The sequence below is a fragment of the Microcoleus sp. AS-A8 genome, assembly GCA_039962225.1.
In the GTDB taxonomy this organism is placed as follows: domain Bacteria; phylum Cyanobacteriota; class Cyanobacteriia; order Cyanobacteriales; family Coleofasciculaceae; genus Allocoleopsis.
Genome location: JAMPKV010000012.1, coordinates 179332 through 201123 on the forward strand (window position 1 = coordinate 179332; position 21792 = coordinate 201123).

At 46.0% G+C, this 21792-nt stretch carries 11 protein-coding genes and 1 pseudogene; all 12 read right to left on the bottom strand.

Features of this window, described 5'->3' with window-relative positions:
• Positions 1–233 precede the first annotated feature (233 nt).
• Entirely contained in the window at positions 234–1043 is an 810-nt protein-coding gene (gene egtC, locus NDI48_20385) for an ergothioneine biosynthesis protein EgtC (protein ID MEP0833527.1), read from the bottom strand.
• A gap of 360 nt (positions 1044–1403) precedes the next feature.
• Positions 1404–7211, bottom strand: a complete 5808-nt coding sequence (locus NDI48_20390; protein MEP0833528.1) for an alpha-2-macroglobulin family protein — start codon at positions 7209–7211, stop codon at positions 1404–1406.
• A gap of 528 nt (positions 7212–7739) precedes the next feature.
• Positions 7740–8138: a peptide-methionine (R)-S-oxide reductase MsrB gene (msrB, locus tag NDI48_20395; protein MEP0833529.1), complete on the bottom strand. Its 399-nt coding sequence runs from the start codon at positions 8136–8138 to the stop codon at positions 7740–7742.
• 65 nt (positions 8139–8203) lie between these two features.
• Positions 8204–9950, bottom strand: a pseudogene (gene modB, locus NDI48_20400) (molybdate ABC transporter permease subunit).
• Complete coding sequence (gene modA, locus NDI48_20405; protein ID MEP0833530.1) at positions 9947–10768, bottom strand: molybdate ABC transporter substrate-binding protein; 822 nt, start codon at positions 10766–10768, stop codon at positions 9947–9949. The pseudogene modB and the gene modA overlap by 4 nt, the downstream one beginning before the upstream one ends.
• A gap of 190 nt (positions 10769–10958) precedes the next feature.
• Positions 10959–11597 (bottom strand): class I SAM-dependent methyltransferase, encoded by a 639-nt coding sequence (locus NDI48_20410; GenBank protein MEP0833531.1) that lies wholly within the window; start codon positions 11595–11597, stop codon positions 10959–10961.
• A gap of 229 nt (positions 11598–11826) precedes the next feature.
• Positions 11827–13608, bottom strand: a complete 1782-nt coding sequence (locus tag NDI48_20415; GenBank protein MEP0833532.1) for a pentapeptide repeat-containing protein — start codon at positions 13606–13608, stop codon at positions 11827–11829.
• Positions 13609–13765: 157 nt separating this feature from the next.
• A complete protein-coding gene (locus tag NDI48_20420) occupies positions 13766–14596 on the bottom strand; it encodes a creatininase family protein (protein ID MEP0833533.1) in 831 nt (276 codons plus the stop codon).
• Between the two features lie 76 nt (positions 14597–14672).
• Positions 14673–15608 carry a hypothetical protein gene (locus NDI48_20425; GenBank protein MEP0833534.1) on the bottom strand — a complete coding sequence of 312 codons (936 nt, stop codon included), beginning with the start codon at positions 15606–15608 and terminating at the stop codon, positions 14673–14675.
• A 37-nt stretch (positions 15609–15645) separates the two neighbouring features.
• Positions 15646–17067, bottom strand: coding sequence for an MBOAT family protein (locus NDI48_20430; protein ID MEP0833535.1), 1422 nt, complete (start codon positions 17065–17067; stop codon positions 15646–15648).
• 379 nt (positions 17068–17446) lie between these two features.
• Entirely contained in the window at positions 17447–18793 is a 1347-nt protein-coding gene (locus NDI48_20435) for an FAD-binding oxidoreductase (GenBank protein MEP0833536.1), read from the bottom strand.
• Positions 18794–18941: 148 nt separating this feature from the next.
• On the bottom strand, positions 18942–21776 hold the full coding sequence (locus NDI48_20440) for a tetratricopeptide repeat protein (GenBank protein ID MEP0833537.1): 2835 nt from the start codon (positions 21774–21776) through the stop codon (positions 18942–18944).
• Between the last annotated feature and the right edge of the window lie 16 nt (positions 21777–21792).

A 21792-nucleotide genomic window follows, 5' to 3' on the forward strand; every position in this document is an offset into this window, starting at 1 on the left:
ACAATCAGAAAATAAATCAACCATTGGGCGGATTTATGGGTGTGAAATTGTTGTTTCAGAAGGCTACAGCTACATGATTAATGATTTATCAAATTAGCGACGATTCTAGCTAAGTAGGTGGAAAAATTAAAATATAAGGTGGGCATTCCCTACCGTCAATCCTGTAATCCTCTCGGACAGAAAATTCTAGGGAATACCTACCTGACAAATTGGTGATATTTATTGATATCCGGCTACTGACTGGCGTCTGTCGGACTAACGTCGATTGATGAGATTTCCAAGTTTTTTCCCACACTGAGAATACTACCGTGCGGACATTCATGCCAGTTGCCGACGAATATAGGTTCGGAGGCAATCATGACTGAATCGGGAAAAGTTGGGTCATCTCTGAGCCAGTACAGTGAGGGAGCCGTAGTACCGTAAGCATAGCGACTAGCAACGAGTTGATGCCCATCACTAATAATTAGGTTGGCAGAAAAGCTGACTTGATAGGCTTTTGCTAATTCGGTTAGGGTGATTAAGGTAGTGTGTAATGCCTCGGCAATTGTGCTATTTGGGGATACCTCCAGCTCATTGATTAAAAGAGCGAAGATGTGTTCGGAATCAGTGGTGCCATTAATCGACTGGTACATGCGATCGCCAAGTTTTTCACGTATCGGTCGATACAAAGATTCGCGGAAATTGCTGATCAATCCATTGTGGATTAATAACAGGCGACCGTCGCGAAACGGCTGACAGTTGCTCATATCCAGCGCTTGGCCGGCTGTCGCACTGCGGACATAGGCCAACACACACCCCGACTCAACATAGCGGCTCAATTCGGGTAGATTAGTCTCATTCCAAATCGGCAGGGTGTTTTTGTAAGTAAAGGGGTCAACATTCCGTTGCGGATGATACCAGCCGATTCCTAAGCCATCAGCATTGACTACGCCAGATGTCATCTCACGAGGCTGATAACTCTGGACAATTAACGAATGTTCGGGTTTATACAATAAGTGGTCAAGTTGGATGGCAGGGCCAAGGTAGCCAAGTAATCGGCACATTTTGAACTATTTCCTGTTACATGACTAGTTGTCTATATCCTGATTGTGACTGATTCAAGTTTTTAGGTGTTGCTCAGGGGTTCGGTTTTCACCATAGGCGTTGTGTGTATATCTAGTAGGACTTACGCACAATAATGAAAAAACACTATTTCTCTTCTCTACGAAGATGTTGACTTTTCAAGAGAAACAAAAAGCGAACAATAAACAGTTGCATTATCCGCCTGGGGTTTAAACTCCAGTGTCATAGCTAAAGTCTTCTCGCAGAAGACTGAGTAAGAATTGCAGTCCATTGAAATGGACTTGGGCTATGAGCCTTGAACTTGAGTTCAAGGCGGACTTTCGGGCTTACTGAGAATAAAGCTACTGATTCACCACCATCAATTGAGAAGAAGCCGATCGCCCAAACTCTTCTGGGGCATATTGTAACTGAACCTCCGCACCAGGCCAGAGGAATGTACCTGGAGTAACGGAACGCACGAGATAGTGAAACTTATACACTCCCGCTTCTAAATGATCGGCATAAGCCACCACGCGATCGCGATAAATCGTCTGATAATTAATTTGCCAGCTATCTTGTTGTACCTGAAAGTAAGGCGTAGCGGTTTGGAAACTCGTATCGACTGCCTCAAACCCGGCGGGAAGTGGGTCTTTTATCACCACATGATCCACTGGGCGATCGCTAATAATTTCCAATGCAATATCAAACACCTGTCCAGCTTTGACAGCCAACGGCTCATCAGCCGCATAAAGTCCGATCTTTCGCAGTACTTTGTCCTGATTAGCCGCATGAACTTCTCGTGTCACCCGTAGTCCATTAAACCGTCCTGGTTGATTGCCCTTGAGGCGATAACGATAGGCAACTAAATAGTGCAGTGTACCTTGACCAGATTTCTTCAAATTTAAATCATGTCGTCCATGCGCTAACTGTGCCATTGGCACTTTGAGTTCAAGGCTAGGTTTCTGGTAACCCTCAAACTTGGCAGATTGCAAGTTCTTACCCGCAAGTTGAACGGTAGCGGCAAAGTTCGGCGGTGTGGGTTGAAGCTGGCTATACTCCACCAAAGCGGTAAGGGCTTCGGCATTATCATAACTAGTTTGCCAGGTTCCTTGTCGCCGTAGTGCCAAGAGTCCTTGCAATAAGCGGTCTAACACTTCCGGCTGAGCTTTTTGAGCCATAAACAAACGCAAAGCTTGTGCTTGAGCCGTCGTCGCTGAACTAATCCAACTCCAACCTTTGGGTAAGTTGACTGTAGCCGTTCGTCCGGTTTCATAAACCGTTTTCTGCAACTGATTAAACAGAGTTTGTGACTCTTTTTGCCACTCTGGAAACTGGGAAAGATAACGAGCCAGTTTAATCTGAGCAACCTGATCTAATTGACTGTGCTGGGCATAGATATCTGCCAAAAATTCATTGCGTTTTTCTCCCAGTTCTGCTAGCGCAATTAAAGCTTCCAGTCGCACTTGATTTTTGCACAATTGTTCTCGGCAAAAATCGTATTGAGCAGGGTTGGCGAGGATTTTCTTCAAATAGGAACTCGCACGAGATATCATTTGGGAGCCTGCTTGTAAGGGCGCAAGGCCTTGCGCCCCTACAAAAGCCTTGGATGCCATCATGATGGAGCGAGCAGCATAAGGAGTCACAAAGGGGTCAGAGCTTTTTTGTCCGGGGAAAGCGGCAAATCCTCCATCGGGTTGTTGCAGTTTTTGCAACTGCTCAAGGGCTTGGGTAGCCTGTTGAGTCGGATTAAATTCGGTAAAGGTTTGAGTGTATTTTTGAGAGAGAGTTTGTAGAGAAGCTGCGATCGCTAATTGACTCGCTGCTGGTTCCAAGAAGGGTAACTGATTCTCTTGCAAAACTTGCCGCGCTGGGGCGGTAATTTCTGGAATCAACGTACTAGCAAGGGAGACTTCTAAACCCCCCGCATCCGGTACAACTTTTTTATCCACATTCACGGGAATCTTCACCTGTTCTCCCCCCCAGGTTAAGGGAGGTTTGGGGGGGATTGTTCCCGTTTCCACTACCTGTTCAGTAACCTCTAGTGGCTTCACTTCCACAGGAACTGCAAACGCATCCGATGTCCCATTCAATTGGCTGACAAACTGTACTTTCCCCTCACCCGTAGTACTGGCTACGATGGGGAAACGGTAAGCTTGAGTCCCTGATTCTACCTGAGTTTGGAGCCTACCGGATTTATTGTCGGCAATCTGAAGTGCGCCACTGACAGCCCCATTAATGGCAAGATTGCCCTTTTGTCCGGTGTTGTTTGTGACGGATAAACCCGCTTCCATGCGATCGCCGGGACGGGCAAACTGCGGTAATACTGGATTAGATACCAGGGGTTTCGTTGTCATAAATGTCGCCTCCCCATTCCCGAAGCGGAGATTCCCATCCGTTGCCACCGCCATCACCCGCCAAGTCGTCAAATCATCGGGCAACTTAAAGGTAACTTGAGCTTTACCACTCGAATCGGTCAGAACCGAGCCATTATAGTAAGCTAAGGCTTTAAAATCGGTACGAACGCGAGTACCCGCTGCCCCAGCGGATAGCCCTCCACCATATCCCCAGCCTTTTTCCTGCGCCGAACTTAGGGGTTGTACGACGACATCGGGACGGTTATCGGCAAAGCGAGTCGAGATGGGTTGTTCTGCATACACTGTTTTTACCAAATCCGGGGGACGGTAGCCTGTTAGTTGCAACACCGCCTCATTAACCGCCATGACGGTAAACTGTCCTTGGACGGGTTGATTTTGAGTATCCTTAAGTTCGAGTTGAACGGTTTGTTCAGTACCAGGTTGCAGCGAACCTTGCATTGGAGTAATTTTGGCTTTTAAATACTTGCCTTCCAAGTTAGTTTTGAAAGGTGCAAAGCCAATTCCTACCAGATTATTCAAACTCCCCGGTTCAACTTGCTCCAAAGGCGCACCTTGGCGAACAAGAACCGCTTCCACGGCAGCATTAGGTAGCATTTCGGGAGTGACTTGGAACTGAATTTCCGGTGCGCCGCCCTTAACTTTCGTGATGGTTTGATAGATGGTATTGTGGCGAACGACGGCAAAGTATAACTCGCCTTCTGGATAGGGGGATTGGATTAAAGCTGTAGCCGTTTCGCCCGGTTGATAAGTTTCTTTATCGAGTTTGATTTCGATGCGATTATTGGTATAGCGATCGCCCCAGCTTACAGGATTAGCCCCCGTTGCCCAAATCTGCAAATCCGTTGCTGTAACGGCATCTTTAGTATTAGCCAAATTGGCGCGAATGCGATAGGAACCCGACTCACGAGGAGTGAGGGAAACCGATTGGGGACGATTACCAGAACGAATTTTCGCCTCTCCTACCGTCTTATATTCCACCTGATTTTGAGGCGTTTGACTCCCTTCAATTACCTGCGTCACACTGCTGTATTTGATTTGTTGCAGTTCAACGCGGACATCTTGCCCTTCCAGTATTTTACCTGTGGGGTCGGTGACAATGACTTGAATAGGAAAAGGTTTATCAGCTTCCGCTACAAAATTACTTTGTAAACCAATTAATTTGTCACTCGGCAGGGCGGTAAACTCTTTGGAATCAGACACCGATAGATTCGAGACATCGCTCACTTGTACATCGATTCGGTAAGTCATCGGATAGGGTAAATCCTTCGCTACCGTTACCGTTTGACCGCTTTGTCCTTGTTGATCGAGTTCTTGATTGGTTTGCAGCACATCAGTGGGTACCGCAGGACTTTCTTCAGGCCAAAACCACTGGCGACCAAAGGAAAAATTTTCCCAACCTTTGGGGATAAATGCGGTTTGCTTGCGCGTGATATAATACTTAGCTTTCCCACCTTCCACCGCCGAACCAAACAGGTAGTTACTTTGAGCTTTAGCTTCAACCTTTTGGTTAATTAGGGCAAATTCTTTATCAACATTGAGAGCAACTTTAAAATTAGGGGGTTTGAATTCAGCTACGCGGAACTCTCCGGAAATTTCCGCACCACCGTCTCCTTTGGCACGAATTGAATAGTAACCTAAAGGTTGATTGGGCTTAATGGGCAATTCTAGGGAAAATGTACCAAATTCATTCGTTGTCTGGGTGCCCAAATCCGTCTTTTTCCCCTGTGGGCTAACCAGCGTTACTTTATAGTTAGCATTTTTATCCTGCTTGATGGCTCCATTTTGCAGGTAGTAGGCTGTTCCTGTTAACCAAGCCGTTTCTCCGGGTTGATAAAGTTGGCGATCGGAAAAAAATGTTCCCCTTGATTCGGGTTTTCTACTCTGCCAACCGCCATTGATGTCGTAGTCGTAAACTCCGCTATATTCATTAGTCCGAGTAAATGCCCAATCCTTACCTTCACGGGCAATGACTAACAATTTAGGCGCTTCTAAAAAGCTTTGACCGCCACCTTTGATACACTTCTGCAAATCCTTACTATTCAGCAGTAATGTTCCCGTTGGGTCAGTTTTACCGGTTGCACAAGGTACAGCTTGGGATGGAGATTTGGCCTCCAATTGGGATTCATAAACTTCAACCGTAGCTGCTGCTACAGCAGAGCCATTGGAAAGATGATTAACTCGAACCAATCCTGACTCTGGAAACCACTGGGCAAACACCCCTAAATTGGTTAACTCTACCAGTCCGTAATAGGTCGGTTCCCGCCACTTTTTTTGACCGTTTTCTTGATAAGAATTGGTTCGCGCCTGTATGCCATAGGCCAGCATTCCCGTATCACCACCTAGTTTTTCCCGTAAGGGAACGGTTACTTCAGTGGACTGATTTTTCTTTCCAGATACCTGAAAACTCGACCATTTATCAGGTGAGGGAAGTAAATCATTACTATTTCCTTTCGGATAAGCGGAATCGGTATAAATTAAATCGGTTGGTGTAAGGACACGATAAGCCGCTTTGTACTTTGATTCGGGCAGATTAACGGTAGAAAGATTTAACTGTAAGTTTTTGCCAGAAGGAAAAATATTGAGATTGGAAGGTGCCCAGATATCACCGAGCATATCTCCCGTTTCATACTTCACCGTCACGGGTTTTCCCAAGGTTTGCCCAAATTTATCCTTGATATTGGCACCGAGGGTAATGGTATAAGTGGTTGTGGGTTCTAGTACCCAAGGGTTGAGGCTAACAATATCCGCGTTATCATAGGCTCTAACGAGGGGGAGCGTTTTTTTGGGAGTGGGTTTAACGGTAATGTTCTTAATGACTGAATCTGCAATCAAACCATTGTTAAATTTCAACTGAGCGCTGCCTTTAACAAAGCGTTCCTCGTTATTTAATTCGATTTTGTTAAAGGTGAGGGGGGCGTAGGTGGTAAGTTGGCTAACAAAAGGAGTTTCTGTCGGGAGATTGCCACGCGCAGGACGCAAACCAGGGGAAAATTCTAAGCGATAATTCGTTGCTTTTTCTAGCGATCGCCTCGGTGTTAAGGTATAAACCCAGTTACGCTGTGATGGGTCAAATTTCTCTTGTGGTTGGTTGGGGTTAGATTGTTCCCTCTGTTGGTCGGAGGTGGAGGGGGTTTTGTCTTCTTCTAGAGCAACTTTAAGGGATAGATTCTCCTTCTTTTTCTGTCCTTGTGGGATGAGGGTTACATGCTCTTTGAGGGAATCTAAATCCAGTTCTGTATTCGAGGTAACTTTCAGGGTTGGCTTTACGTCGAAGGGTTCCGCTTGAGAGTCGGGAGTTGCCGTTTTTCCTGGCAAATTTGTGAGTTGAATCCCTTGAGTATTAAATGTCCAAGCTACATCTTTTTCTAAACGATGTTTGTTAAGGTCGGCTAATCCCGCCTTTAGGGTAACTTTTACACGAGTCGCTTTCGGCAACGCTTCGTCAGCTTGAAATCCCACCATCCGGGGGGTTAAAAAGCGGAATTGTCCCTTCAGAGGCGGCAAAATCTCAAATTTATTCAGGAGATTCTGCTGTTGAGGACTGTCAAGGCTCTCAATGGGAATTAAGGGGTTTTTAAATCGAATGCGGATTTGAGCCAACGGCTCAGCCGCTCCGGTTGGACTAATCTGTTCAATCCAGTCCGGGAGTTGTGGGGTGGGGAGAGGGGTAACCGTGGGGAGGGGTTCGACTCTTGAGGTGATTTTAGCGATGTCACACCCGGCTATCCCCAGGATGAGGGTGAGGACGAGTAGGAACGGCATCCAAGTTCTAATAAATCTGCCGATGGTGTGCATGGCTTCTTTCCTTACAGCTAATTCAGCCAATAGCTGACGCAGATGGATTCAATAAGACCACTTCTACAGTTGCGATCGCGTCGATTTCCGAATAGCTCTATAAATTGTTACTGGGACGTTGACGCAGGAGGCGAGTCGCTTGGCTATGCAGTGAAGCGTCGCTAGCCGAAACGAGGAGGAGCGATCGCATGTGCTCTAAGTAGTCGCTCATAAACTGCGTACACCAGAACGCATGAAAATTTCTATTCCTTCTGCCTTCTGCCTTCTGCCTTCTGCCTTCTGCCTTCTGTCCTCACTAAAGCTCCGGTCTGCCTTGCTTCAACGACAAATATTAATGCCGACCTACTTATGGCACCGGATGGATAAAACTTCGCCTTGTCAAGACTCGCTCTCAGATGAGTCGCTGTATGGCCGTTTCACCAGCAGAAAAATCGGAATTGCTGCAAGTTGGATAACGATGATTAAATCTACTCCGTTGTTTATGCAAAGAGGTGTTAGATTTTGGCCTAACACCTAACACTTTTTGCCTCAGACCTCTTTAGCAAATTTAAGAGAAGCAGAATTCATGCAGTAACGCTGACCGGTTGGTTGCGGGCCATCATTAAATACATGACCGAGGTGGGCATCACAGGCAGCACAAAGTACTTCTGTTCTCCGCGAAAAGAAGCTGTTATCTTCCTCAAGCTTTATGTTCTCTTGATTGACTGGTGCCCAGAAACTTGGCCAACCGGTTTTAGAATCGTACTTGGTTTCAGAGGTAAACAAGTCGTTTCCACAGCAGATACATTTATATATTCCTTCCTCTTTGAGGTTGTAATATTCTCCGGTAAATGCTCGTTCTGTTCCCTTCTTTCGAGTAACTTTGAACTGCTCCGGCGTGAGCTGCTGTTTCCACTCTTCTTCAGATTTCTGTACTTTTTTAATCATGCCTGAATTATCCTTGTTGAGTCTTCCAAGATTCCCTACCAGTCCGATCCTAACGGTAGTGGGGTCTACTCTTCCATCAAAATCAGCCGCAGTGGGTCTAAACGAATGTGCCACGGGTAGGGTTGGTCTTTGAAGGTTTCCCATTTTTCTTTAAAGACTTCCGCTTGCAGGTGGTAATCCTGGGGATGACTGGGGGAGGAATTCAGCTTGAGGTACAGCGTCATCCGGTGGGGCGTTTCGATCGCCTGAACCAGCCAGCAGGGGAAAGTATTCTCTTGGTTGGGTTGGTTGGTGAAGGCTATCTGATGAGCGCGAATTCCTACCGAAGAGAGTGGGTTTGGGATGGGTTCTATAACCTGTAGAGTGCAACCCCAATCAAGAGCTTCTACCTGTTGGGAGGCGATGACAACAGCACGAGAGAAGTTCTTGCACCCGGTTAATTGAGCAACGCTGAATGTTCCAGGTCGCTCGAAAATGTCATATTTAGAGCCATAGGCGATCGCATGACCTCGTTCTAAGACCAACAAATCTAGACACACTCGGTAAGCTTCTTCCAGATTGTGCGTAACAAATAGGGTAACGCCTTGGTAGCTGGCTAGGGTTGAAATCAGTTGCTTTTCCAACTGAGAACGTAAGTGGGTATCCAGTGCGGAAAACGGTTCATCCAGCAAAAGCGCTTCCGGTTGACTGGCTAACGCTCTCGCCAATGCCACCCGCTGCTGCTGTCCGCCAGAGAGTTCATGAGGATATCGGTTGGCTAATCCCTCTAACTGCATTGCGGCGAGTTGGGTTTCAATCTGCTGCTTGACGCTTAAGGGCGATGTTTTCTTGGGTAAGCCAAAAGCGATATTTTGAGCCACAGTTAGGTGAGGGAACAAGGCATAATTTTGAAATAAAAAACCAATTCTGCGATCGCGAGATGGAATATTAATTCTGCGTTCCGAATCGAATAATACCCGCCCATTCAAAACAATGCGACCTTGAGCAGGGGTTTCTAGGCCAGCAATACATCGCAAAGTCATGCTTTTGCCCGAACCGGAAGCGCCTAAAACTCCAAGCGTATTTCCATCTAGGCTGAATGCTACCTCTAATGTATAGCTAGGAAGTTGCTTTTGAATTTCTACTAAAAGCTGCATTCTTGGTTTTATCCTTTTTGTCCAGATAAACCAGTCCCTTCGACTGTTCGAGGCGACGTACCCATAAAAGGAGGAGAAATGTCCAAGACGTCATCACCAATACCATAACGTTAGCTTTGCCGTAGTCTTGATTTTGCACGGCATCGTAGATGGCTAAGGGTAAGGTTTGAGTACGTCCTGGGATGCTGCCAGCAATCATTAATGTTGCTCCAAACTCGCCTAATGCCCTAGCTACGCCCAAGATAAATCCTGCTAAAATTCCCGAACGAGCTAGGGGAAGTGTAATTCGCCACAGAACCTCGGCTTCTGAAGCACCGAGAGTGCGTGCTGCCGCCTCCAGTTCGGGATTTACATCTGTGATTGCCGCTCTAGTGGCTTCCACCATTAGAGGTAAGCCAACCACCGTCGAGGCGATTGCCGCTGCTTGCCAAGTAAATAGAATGTCTATTCCAAACCATTCCAATATCGGACTGCCTCGACCCAGAAGTAGCATCAGAAAGAACCCAACTACACTAGGAGGCAGTACTAAAGGCAAATTCAGCACCGTTGCCACGATCAATTTACCTGGAAACTGGACACGCGCTAACACAATCGCCAACCCCATCCCAACAACCAGAATCAAGACGGTGGCAAGTGCTGTTACTCGCAATGACAAAATATAGGGGTACCAGTTCATTGGCTCAATTTCTCTCCAGGTAAGACAAATCCATACTTCCGCATCAAGGGTCTGCCCTTGTCTCCATTAATAAAATCACCAAACTGCCTAGCTTGAGCCTCATGAGACGTTTTCTTGGGAACTGCCGACATTTGGTCAAGTGGCTTATGCAGATTGTCGGGAATCAACACCCAACGACCCGGCTTGAGAACGCTTAAAGACAGCGCAACAATAGCTGCATCCACGTTGCCTGTTTCAGCGTATTGCTGTGTCTGGCGCACATTCTCCCCCAGTACCAGCTTCGGTTGCACGACTTCCCAGACACCCGCTGATTGCAACGCTTCACGAGCTGCAATACCGTAGGGGGCATGATCAGGATTAGCAATAGCAACCCTCTTGATATCAGCTTTGCCCAAATCTTTGATGTCTTTAAGATTTAGCTTGCTGTCTTCTCGTGTCCATAAGGTGATGCGTCCACGACCGTAGAGTTTCTTAGTATCTGAGATGATCAATCCCTTTTGGTCTAATTCTTCAATGAATGACTTATTGGCGGCGGCGAAAAGATCTACGGGTGCGCCTCGCTCAATCTGCTGAGCTAGTTGACCTGTGGAGCCGAAATTGAAAGTGACTTTGTTTCCCGTTTCTTGCTCAAACAATTTCCCAATTTCCTCAAAGGCATACTTCAGGTCAGCCGCCGCAGAAACTGTCAGTGTTATGGGTTGATTTTGGGTAACGGGAGTCGTAGATGGAGCGGTTGTTTTAGTTTGATTACAACCGATAACGGCTATAAACGCCACAGATATCCAAGCAATCAAGGTAAGAAATCGTCTTTTTTTCATAAAAAATTCTTCCTAGATATCCATCCCTAATTCAGAATGTGAAAGAAAGCAAAGCTGAGGATTATCGCTTTCTATTTGACCATTTTGGTTCAGACTTCTGGGTAAAATTGTATCAACCAATGCGCTCACTCTATAGGATGGTTGTAATAAAGTTGTATTGAACGAGCGCTCCAGGTCAATTTTTCATAGATTACCGCTTGCGAGCCACAATCTGAAAGAGATGCCAGTGTTTGTCTTCTCCTAACGCTGTCTTTCCAGGATGATCTTCTTCTAATAGCATCTCAACCTCAAAGGGTTGCAGCAACACCTCTACCTGTTTGCGGGTATGATGATTCATTGAAGTGTAAATTGCCCAAGAGTCGCGATCGCCAAATAATTGACCACAAAAGCGACCCCCAGAACGTAGGGATAAAACAATCTTTTCCCATAAATCGGGAAAATGCTCTGGTGGGCAAAATGGCAGTGAAAAACTAGCATTAATTAAATCTACCCTTTCTGGCAAATTCAATTGCTCAAAGCGGATGATTTGAGTTTCTAAATGAGCGAGATTAATGTCAGGACGACTTAACAAATGTGCGATCGCCTCTGGTTTGCCATCAATCCCTAAAACCTGCCAACCCCGTCTCAACAGTTCCACCGTATCTCGCCCTTCCCCACAACCCAGATCGACGGCAAACTGAGAACTAGCGGCTGCCTCCTCTAGCTCAAAACGCGCTAGTGCAGTCAGGAGCGTGTCTCGTGGAGGACGACCCACAACGGCACTATAATACGCTGTCCAATCGAGATCAAAAACATTATTTTTACCTTGATTATTTATTGAATCCTGCATACATTCCTGTCAGGAGGTGAATTAAAAATAGAAGCAAGGAAACTCTAAATACAAAAATCCTTGTTTCCTGAATATTCAGGGATAAGCAACCCAAATATCTCTGTTTCCAAGCACCAAATGTAGTCTTAATGCCCGGTAAAAGCCGCTGAAGGGGGATGCATCCAGATGCGAGCGCAATTCAAATTTAAAATCTCTAAAAACTGGGTGTTTTGAATAATATGAGTCAAGGCTATTCATGGACAGTATTATCTGGCATGATTGCCCCAAAAAGCCTCGCGCCACTTAAGTTTGTACCTCTTAAATTTGCTTTTCTAAGATTCGCTTTTTCCAAGTTAGCATCTCTTAAATCTGCCCCAGCAAGGTCAGCAAATGAGAGATTAGCTTCACTCAAATTCGCGGCTTGGAGTAAGATACCACAGAGATTTGCTGACACTAAATTAGCTCGGCTCAAATTAACTTTCTCAAGATTTAATCCAACTAAATTGGCTCCCGCCAGGTTAGCACCACTGAAGCTTGTCCCATAATCAAATTTGGGTTTTGCCTGCTTTAAATTGGCTTGATAAAGGTTGACCGCCGCTAAATTGGCCTGCTGCAAATTGGCATGTTTAAGATTTGCACCATTTAAATCGGCTCCAGTCAGATTTGCCCCCTCCAAGTTAGCCTCTTCCAAATTGGCTTCACTCAGGTTGGCCTGAAGCAGTATGGCACTTCCTAAATTAGCCTGAGTGAGGTTCGCTTGGCTCAAATTAGCTTCACTCAAGTCAGCCGTTTGCAGGTTCGCCGAAGTCAGGTTTGCCCCTTGCAAATTGGCTCTAGCGAGGTCTACATCATTCAAATCGGCACCTGCAAAATTAGCATTTTTCAAGCAGGCATGAGGAGCAATTAGGCAAGCACCGGTGGATGCAATGTCAAAACCTTGGGGAAAAACAGTTGCTCGATTGTAAATCGCTTGTTCGAGATTGGCACCTTGAAAATTTGCTTCTTCTAAATTGGTTTCTATCAGATTGGCTTGGCTTAAATCGGCTTGACTCAAGTCGGCTTGAGTAAGTATTGATTGCCTCAAATTGGCCTGACTCAGATTGGCCTGACTCAGGTTGGCTCCACTGAGGTTTACTTGTTGCGATAGATTGGCTTCACTCAGGTTGGTTTTGCTGAGGTTTGCTTTTTCTAAGCTTGTTTCTTTGAGTGTTGCATGGCTGAGGTCGGCCTGTTCTAGGTTTGCCTCTTTCAGGTTTGTCTGCCATAAATTCGCTTCACTCAGTTGAGCGCCCCTCAGATTAGCACGGCTGAGATTTACCCCACTGAGGTTAGCCTGTGCGAGTTTCGCTTGACTCAAGTTGGCTTGGCTCAAGTTCAAGTCATAGCTGAGGAATTTTCCGGCTAAATTAATTCTGCTGAGGTTAGCGCCTGTGAAATTCCGTTTCTGGTCGTTATATTGCCTCAAAAATTCTCCCGTGCCGATCGCTTTTGGCGCGGCGCTGGGCGAAAGCGTCATTTGGGCGGTGTCAGAGGCAATCTCGTATTCTCGACTCGCTTCAGGCCAAGAATTGGTCTGTTCATCGGCGTCACACTCAGCCTCCTCAAGGTTCACCCATCGATTCGCCAATTCCTCGTCCATAACTGGCATCTCAAACGCCTCAATTCCATTCAAGCTCTCATAGGTATCGAAAGTATCAAACGTTTCGCTCCAATCAACGAACGGATGTTGCTCTTGTTGCCAATCGGGATGTTGCTCTTGTTGCCAATCGGGATATTGCTGCTGTTGCCAATATGTCAGTTTTTCACACAGCTGCGCGATCGCTTCTTGTAAATTTTCCAGCATCGGCAACTCAGCTCGTGTGTTGAATCGTTCGATCAGACGCTCTAAGTGGCGTTTAACGTTTACTGTATACTTCGCTAAAAGATTCTGCCGCTCTTCTAAAAGCGAAATCCTCGACACCAAAGATACTAGATCCACTTGGGAGACAGACATATTCATTAATATAGTTTTGGCGACCACAGCTATTTCCATTGTCTTCATCAAGTAAAGCGATCGCCAAAATTCAGCCCATAGCCTTGTAATTAAGCAGCTATTAGGCCGCCGCAGCCACGCTTTGACAAGCTTATAACCTAAGCGCTAATTCGTTAACTGAGGGATTAATGATTTTTCTCCCCCTCCCCCCATCCCCCTATCTCCACCATCGCCCTTCACTCTTCATCCAGGCTTGCGGCTGACGGAAGTGATAGACATCCTCAATCACCCTCACCCAGCCATCACTGAGAGATTCTAAGAGGCGATCGCCTTTTTCCTTCGTGGCTACTGTCGCATCCCCCATCACCCCACTCTGGCTTACATCCCGCGTCACCCAAGCAAACGGTAACTTCCCTTCCATACTCAGCACGCTATCCTCCGGTAAGTCGTGGGGATACTCAGCAACGGCTCTTTCCATCTTTACCTGCTCTGGTAAAATCGAGAGCAACAAGCTAGTTTCCCCATCTCCGGCATGGATGCCATCTTGCCATTCCTGCTGCGTGAGTAATTCTTTGGCTATGTTCGGCACCCGCCAGGTAAACAACGGGAAAACCAGAAAATCCTCATACTTCTGGTGAATGTCTCGTGCTGCAATTTCCATCACCTGGGGTTGTCCCCCATGAGCGTTCATCAGGACTAACTTCCGAAACCCAGAGCGATATATACTCTCTGCCATTTCCGTTAGCACAGCTAACAGAGTTTGGGCGCTCAAGGTAATCGTGCCAGGGAAGTGCCAATGCTCATTGGATTTGCCGTAATAAAGGGGAGGTAGTGCATAAGCAGGGACTTTTGGATTGAGTTTTGATAAAGCTTTACCCACAACAGCGGCGGCGATCGCAGAATCTACAATAATCGGCAAATGAGGGCCATGTTGTTCAATTGAGCCCACAGGTTGAATAATCACCACATTTTCCTTATCTGGCATCGCTTGAATATCAGTCCAAGTTAGATAGGGAAAGAAGCGATCAGGGGGAATAAAGCCGTGCATTTTCTATTTCTTTGATGATTTTCAACAATTTAATGGAAGGTAATGGATTCGGACTTTATCTAATCCTTCTCTTGTATTAATTTTTAAATAAATAAGGTCGGAGTAAACTTATCACTTGGTTAGTGCGTTGCTGTACTCCTTGCTCGTTCAAGTGATAACTTGTATCGTAGAACATGGATTTGTTATACATAAAGTCTCTTGGCCTTCCAAGCCTAGGAATTCCTTCTTGACGGTAAAAATATTCTAGACTTTTAAAATACTCTTGCTTCTTCTTTTCTTTATAACTTTCAAGCCAAATTGTACCAGGCCACGTCACTAATACTTTTATCTGCTGGTTTTCGCACCATTTTATGAAATCTCTAATACTTTTTTTAGAATATTTTGTAACAACCTCAACATCTGCTTCTATAGGTTTTGCTTGTTCGATCATCTGTTTTTTAATTTCTGTAATATTGGATTTAAGATTACTTGTTTCGTCTCCATATTTATTCAGATTTTGAGATTGATAACCACTTGCTATTGGTTGAGGAAGTTTTAATTTTGCCGCGATACCCAGTGCTAGACGTTCATAAGATATCCAAGTAATGAAGTAAGTTTTTCTTGTGAAATCAAGCATGAGCAAATACTTGGGATCGCGAGAAAATACATAATCAATTAATTGAGCGCTTGGGGCTCCATTATCTTGATATAGCTCGTATTCAAGTGAGAGAAGAACGATGTCTCCAGGTTTAACTAAAGAATGGGCACGGTTTAGGATGTAATCAAGCCCCATCCCAGCATAAGTGCCAGCATTGACACAAGGTAATCCAGTTGCTTCGTCAATCATCTGGCAGCTAATGCCAAAGAGAACATTGGAGCCAGCCACGATAACTAATTTAGGTTTCTTAATAGAATTCGCAATGCTGACTTTTATCTTATATATCTCATCAACCCAGCGAGATGTTTCTGTTGGAGCGCCTATTTGGTAAGATACAGCTAATAGGAAAATAGTACAACCCAGCAGAAATCCCATCAGTATTGAGCGCAGATATCTCAAGTATGTCATTGAACTAGAAATTAAAGTACAAAAACTCACTTTCAGGGGCGCTTAAAAAACTTTTTAAAATCATAAATACCAAGATTCCAAATATTAATCCTAATTTTTTGGAAGGTCGCCATTGTAGCTTTTGCCAGCCGTTGTTTTCCCAACTAAAAGGAGTCTTTGCTATGGGTTCCGTTAAAGCTGGATTATATCGTATTAACCACTGTTGAGTGTTAGGCATTAACCAAACCAATAGACAGAAACTCAGCAGAACTTTTCTACCTAACGGTACAACGGGTATGGGTGATGGTGATAAGGAAAAGCTATTTGCACCGAACATTGTTTTTATCATAGTAATTGCTGCATTGATATTTTCTGCCCTAAAGAAAACCCAGGCAACTACTACAGCCAAAAATGTCACCAGACAACCCACTCCTCGACTCCACCAGTGACTCTTTTTCAAGTTATGCCCTAGTGATTGTCGAAAGTCATGCCATAGATGATTGACGCAAAGATAGGCTCCATGCAACCCACCCCATAAAACAAACGTCCACCCCGCACCATGCCATAAACCACCTAATAGCATGGTAATCATTAAATTGATATAGCGTCGCAATTTACCTTTGCGATTACCGCCTAGAGGGATGTAAAGATAATCCCGCAGGAAGTTAGAAAGAGTAATGTGCCACCGACGCCAAAATTCAATGATATTCACGGCTTTGTAAGGCGAATCAAAATTGAGGGGTAACTTAATCCCGAATATTCGGGCAACGCCGATTGCCATATCAGAGTAGCCGGAAAAATCAAAGTAAAGCTGAAATGAGTAAGCAAGCGCCCCAGTCCACCCCTCGGCAAAGGTGAATGGCACACCATTAGCCGCTGCATTAAAGACTGGCGTGACATAAGTTGAAATACTGTCAGCTAATAAAACTTTTTTGCTCAACCCTATCCAGAAAATAGTCATGCCTACCGCTAAATCTTCAGGACTAAATCGATAAATTAACGGATTGGCAAATTGGGGCATAACTTGCCCGTATCGGATAATGGGGCCAGCAATCAATCGCGGAAAGAAGGTAACGAAGAGACAATAGTTAAGGAATCCGTAGTCTTGTGTTTTTCCTCGGTAAATATCTATCAGGTAGGTCATTTGCTCAAAGGTAAAAAACGAGATACCTAGGGGCAAAATAAGGTTATACAAGTTAAAGTTTGTATCTAAAATATCATTGGCACTAGAAATAAAGAAATTAGCATATTTAAAATATCCAATGAGCGCCAAGTTGAGCGCAATAGCTAGAGCCAGAATCCACTTCTTACTCAGGGGCATTGCTCTAGGCTGACTCAAGGCATATCCAACTATATAGTTAAACAGGATTGAGCCGATTAGTAAGCTCAAGTAGGCAGGATTCCACCAACTGTAGAAGAATAAGGAGGCAGCAATGAGCCATATCATTGCTAGTTTAGGTCTTCCCAACCTACCAATCTGAAAAAAGATAAAAACAGTGAGCGGTAGAAACAGAAAGATAAATTGCCAAGAGTTGAATAGCATGGCACCTCTAGCGAGCGTAAGACTAGTATAATGTTCTGTTTATCAAGACTTATCGCTCTAGCAAAGCATCATTTATATTACCGGAACTTCACCTTGCGGTACACTATATACAGTACCGTGGGGCACACGGGAATTCACGCTTGTGGAGATTTGCCCCTCTGTCGGCTGAAGGGAGACTTTCAGCGTTAAGGGATGTCGCTGAAACAAGAATCTCCGTTCTGCGGAGAATGTCAATATAGATTAAGATGCAAAAGGGGTGGACATTGTCCACCCCGATGTTATATTACCGCTCCAGCCAAGCTCTCATCTTACCGGGATTCAGCAATCCATAAGGGTCAACCTGTTCTTTAAACTTTAATTGCTCAACATTAATGGTTTTCATCCCCCCATCTTCCAGGATGTAGGTGTGAGGATTGGCAATTAAAGCTCCCTTTTCTTCGTGATAGTGAATGATTTCGTTGAGGCGTTCTTCGCTCGTATAGCGCACCACTTGCAGTCCGCCGGGAATCACTTGCCCATTCGTCCGCAGGAATTCCAAATGCATCAATACCTCATCACCAAAATGATGATAGAGATGCTCCACTCGCTCTAGGGTAAAAAAGAACGTTTGGAGATAAGTTAGGGAGGGGTCAGCGCTGCGGGCGTGTAAGGTGGTATGATTCCACGTAAATTCTACTAAGCTGGTTCCCTTACTGGCTTCTTGAGCAGGTTTTTGATAAGTAACTTGACCCCCATACTCTCGAACTAAATCTTGGAACGGTTCTAGGCAAGACTCGGCAACCATCACTAAGGCACAGTGCTTGCCTTCGGGAAGGTAATTTTTGAGGGCGGTAAAGTAGGAAGGAATTGGCCATGCATGAATGCTGATCAGCTTCTTCATTAAACCATCGCTATGAGCAAGGGCTTGACCAAATCTTGCCGCCGTCATGAAGTCATCAAAGACGACAATAATTTCAGCCCAAGCATAAGCCGGGGCAAGGGGAATTTCTAATTCGGTGATAATGCCATTCGTGCCATAAGCATGATTGACTTTTTGTACGTCATCCCCACGTAGTTCAATCACACGGGGTTCATCTTCTAGAGTAACGACACGGACAGCGTGAAGATTGCCGCGATCGCGCAATTGCCCATAAGTAATTGAACCAATTCCCCCACTGCCTCCCCCAATAAACCCGCCAATGCTTGCCGTGCGGTAGGTTGAGGGCACCATCCGCAATTCCCAACCCATCTCGCGTGCCTGTTTATCAAATGCCGACAGTTTCACCCCAGGTTCCACACAAGCTAATCCGGGTTTAATCCAGCGAATGCCCTGCATCCGCGTGGTATCCAGAATTATGCCACCCTGTAGGGGGATACACTGCCCATAGTTACCCGTACCTGCCCCTCGCACGGTTAGCGGTATCTGATACTTGACACAGACTGCCGCCACTCGCAGAACTTCTTCCTCATTAGTGGGACGAACGACTAAATCTGCTCGCTTGTCAGCCAGCTTTTGTTGCAGGACTGGGCTGAAATGGTAATAGTCTAGAGACAATTTGGTAATCTGGGTGCGATCGCTAATGATTTCGATGCCAGCCAGTTCCGAGGCGATGGCATCCCAATCCACAGGTTTAGGGGTAATCGAGGTCATTGGATTTTCGATTTTAGATTTTACATTGTGCCTAGAGAAGACAAACGGGGGGTCGAGAATTTGGGATTTGAGTATCTAGTAACGTTTGTAGTTGGCGCTTGAGCGCTCAAGCGCTAACTACGAGCCAAGTTATCTTCGTGCCATCAGTTTACAATCCATTGCCAATCAAGATGAACGGTGCCCAGTAGTAAGGATGGCTGAGGCGGTTAGTAACCTGTGCTGGCCGACTGTTTCTAATCTCTTGCCGCACGCCTAAACCCCGCGATTGTCCCAATGCTGTATAGTCACCTGTAATTAAAGCAATTTGAGCCTGACGTAGGGCTTCGGCTTTTGTGGTGTTGCCATTTTTTAGGACTGCATAGAAAGCATTCATTAAGGTTTGTGTCCCGCCATCGTCAACAGTCCACAAAGATGCTACAGCTGCCTTAGCACCAGCCTGTTGCATTAGGTAACCAAAGCCTAAAATTTCTTCGCCGTTGCCCAACTGTCCACCGACACCCGTTTCACAGGCCGAAAGCACGACTAAATCGGTATTGGTGAGAGGCCAGAGTTCGACATCAGGGAACGTTGCGCGATCGCCATTGCCAAATAAAATAAAAGAATCTTCCGGCTTCCCAGTCACAAAAGCGGCATGGGTCGCTAAGTGAACAATTGAATAGTCGCTCATCCGTGCTACAGTCTCAGTTTCACTGAATTCGCGGTCAAGGAGTTTGGTGGTACCTGGAACTTCAGCCGCAATGGCTTCCACTTCCTGACCTGCAAAAGGCAGTCCATCAAAGCTAAATTGGCGATCGCCCACCTGGACATTGAAGTTGCCCTGAGCAAAGGCACCCGCTAAAATCTTAGGGCTTTGGGGTTTGGTGTTAAATTCCGTCAGGCTGAGGGCGGTAATGTTATTCACTCGATACTTTTGCACCAGCCACTGGTTGCCGTCATACAAAGCCGCCAGAGGAATGTAACGCAGTTGTCCATCTGGGGCATAGATGATGGTTTGAGCCTTGGCTTCACTAACAGCAGGTTCAATGGGTTTGATCAGCCAGTTGTAGAGCTGTTGCGCCGGAATTTTAGCATCAGCCTGAGGATTGGTTAGGGCAGAACGAAACTCGACAATAACGCGGTTGAGGTCTTCCCGTTTGACGGGTACAGCGCGACGAATTGGAGGCGTATAGGGGGTCACGAGTACCAATTCCAGGCGGTCTTCAAGCACGAGGGGATAAAGGAGAACAGCTTTTTGGTCGAGTTTCTTCAGGTTATCTTGTAGACTTCTGAGGGTTTTTAAATCTAGATTTTCGCGACCTGTCGTGCGGTTCAGTTGCTGGACACTAGCTACAATTTCCGGAGAACGGATGAAGTTCGCAAATTCTCGTAGAGTTTCCCGTTGGTTCGCTTCGAGTTGACGCCGCCGTTGCTCTTGCTGCGGAGTGCGTTCTGCCTGGGGTATCGTTTGCAGTTCGTTAAGTTCTTTGCCCAGTTGTACGACAGAAGAGAGCTTGTTATTAAATTGAGTTAAGAGTTGCTGTTCGGATGGCAGATAATCAACACCTTGCTGGGTTACTTGGTTACCTCGCACGTTACGCAGATAATCGTCGAGTTCTTGAACTTTTAGGAGGTCGAGGACTTGTTGGGCTTCAAGCACCCGATTTTGCCGTAGCAGCAAGTCAGCTAAACGGCGATATCGACCTGCAACGGTTTCTAGAAAAGACTGCTGTGCCTCCCGTGATAACCCTTTAATCTCGCGCCGAATTCCTTCCGTAACATTGACCGATTGTTTGTAGAAAAGGATCGCTAATTCTGGCTGATTCTGTTTAGTGAGTAGGATACCGATATTGCTCAGCGTTCGGCCTTCACCCGCCTTATCACCAATCTCGCGACGGATCGCTAAGGCTTGCTGAAAGTGCTGTAGCGATTCGGAATACTCACCCAGACGAGCATAAACTTCTCCCAGGCTGTTGAGAGTCGTTCCTTCACCTGCGTTATCGCTGATAGCTTGGCGAATGACTAAGGCTTGGTTGAGAAACCCCAGTGCTTTGGTATACTGACCCAGACGAGCGTATATTTCCCCCACGTTATTGGATGCCATGCCTCTACCGAGGCGATTCTCCAGCGTAGTTGTCCTCCTTAGCGCTTGCTGAAAAAACTCTAGGGCTTTAGGATACTGACCCAGACGGGCGTAAACGCCTCCAATGCTGTTGAGGGCCATTCCTTCCCCAGCCAGGTCGCGCACGGTGCTACGGATGGCTAAGGTTTGATGGTAGTACTCCAGTGCTTTGGGATACTGACCCAGATTTTCGTAAACTTCCCCAATATTGTTGAGTGCCGTCGCTTCACCATAGGGATCGTTTAATTCTCGGCGAATGGTTACAGCTTGTTGTAGGTACTCCAGTGCTTTGGCATACTGACCGAGATTTTCGTAAACTTCCCCGATGCTGTTGAGTGTGGTTACTTTACGGTCGGGGTTGTTTGATTGTTGACCACGGGCGAGCGCTTGCTGCAAGTAGTCCAGCGCTTTGGTATAGTCGCCCAGACGGGTATAAACTCTCGCCATGCTGTTGAGTGTGGTGACTTCACGGTCGGGGTCATTTAATTCTTTAGCAATGGCTAAGGCTTGCTGGTAGTAATTCAGCGATTGAGTGTACTCACCCAGACGCACATATATGGTGGCAATGGTGTTGAGGGTCATCCGTTCACTCTTGCGTAAAGCCACGCGATCGCGGTTCGGCAACTGACCCATTTTTCTTTGAATCGCCAGAATCTGTTGATAGTTTGCCAATGCTTCTCGAAATTGACTTCTATTGAGTTGCCTGTTAGCTTCTTGTTGCAGTTGCTCCACCTCAGCGTTTCGGTCTTGAGGGGTTGGTGTTTGAGCTAAGGAGTCGGAACGTTTAACAGGGGTCGCGGCTAGGGTCAAATCTCGCGCCTGAGCAATCAGAAAAACCGAGATGGCGATCACAAAAACACTAATGCGAGGAAAAGGAAGATGCATGGGTCAGTTCTCCATC

Coding starts and splice junctions, on each gene's coding strand:
- egtC (MEP0833527.1), bottom strand. CDS start 1,043: ATGTGCCGATTACTTGGCTACCTTGGCCCTGCCATCCAACTTGACCAC.
- NDI48_20390 (MEP0833528.1), bottom strand. CDS start 7,211: ATGCACACCATCGGCAGATTTATTAGAACTTGGATGCCGTTCCTACTC.
- msrB (MEP0833529.1), bottom strand. CDS start 8,138: ATGATTAAAAAAGTACAGAAATCTGAAGAAGAGTGGAAACAGCAGCTC.
- modA (MEP0833530.1), bottom strand. CDS start 10,768: ATGAAAAAAAGACGATTTCTTACCTTGATTGCTTGGATATCTGTGGCG.
- NDI48_20410 (MEP0833531.1), bottom strand. CDS start 11,597: ATGCAGGATTCAATAAATAATCAAGGTAAAAATAATGTTTTTGATCTC.
- NDI48_20415 (MEP0833532.1), bottom strand. CDS start 13,608: ATGGAAATAGCTGTGGTCGCCAAAACTATATTAATGAATATGTCTGTC.
- NDI48_20420 (MEP0833533.1), bottom strand. CDS start 14,596: ATGCACGGCTTTATTCCCCCTGATCGCTTCTTTCCCTATCTAACTTGG.
- NDI48_20425 (MEP0833534.1), bottom strand. CDS start 15,608: ATGGGATTTCTGCTGGGTTGTACTATTTTCCTATTAGCTGTATCTTAC.
- NDI48_20430 (MEP0833535.1), bottom strand. CDS start 17,067: ATGATATGGCTCATTGCTGCCTCCTTATTCTTCTACAGTTGGTGGAAT.
- NDI48_20435 (MEP0833536.1), bottom strand. CDS start 18,793: ATGACCTCGATTACCCCTAAACCTGTGGATTGGGATGCCATCGCCTCG.
- NDI48_20440 (MEP0833537.1), bottom strand. CDS start 21,776: ATGCATCTTCCTTTTCCTCGCATTAGTGTTTTTGTGATCGCCATCTCG.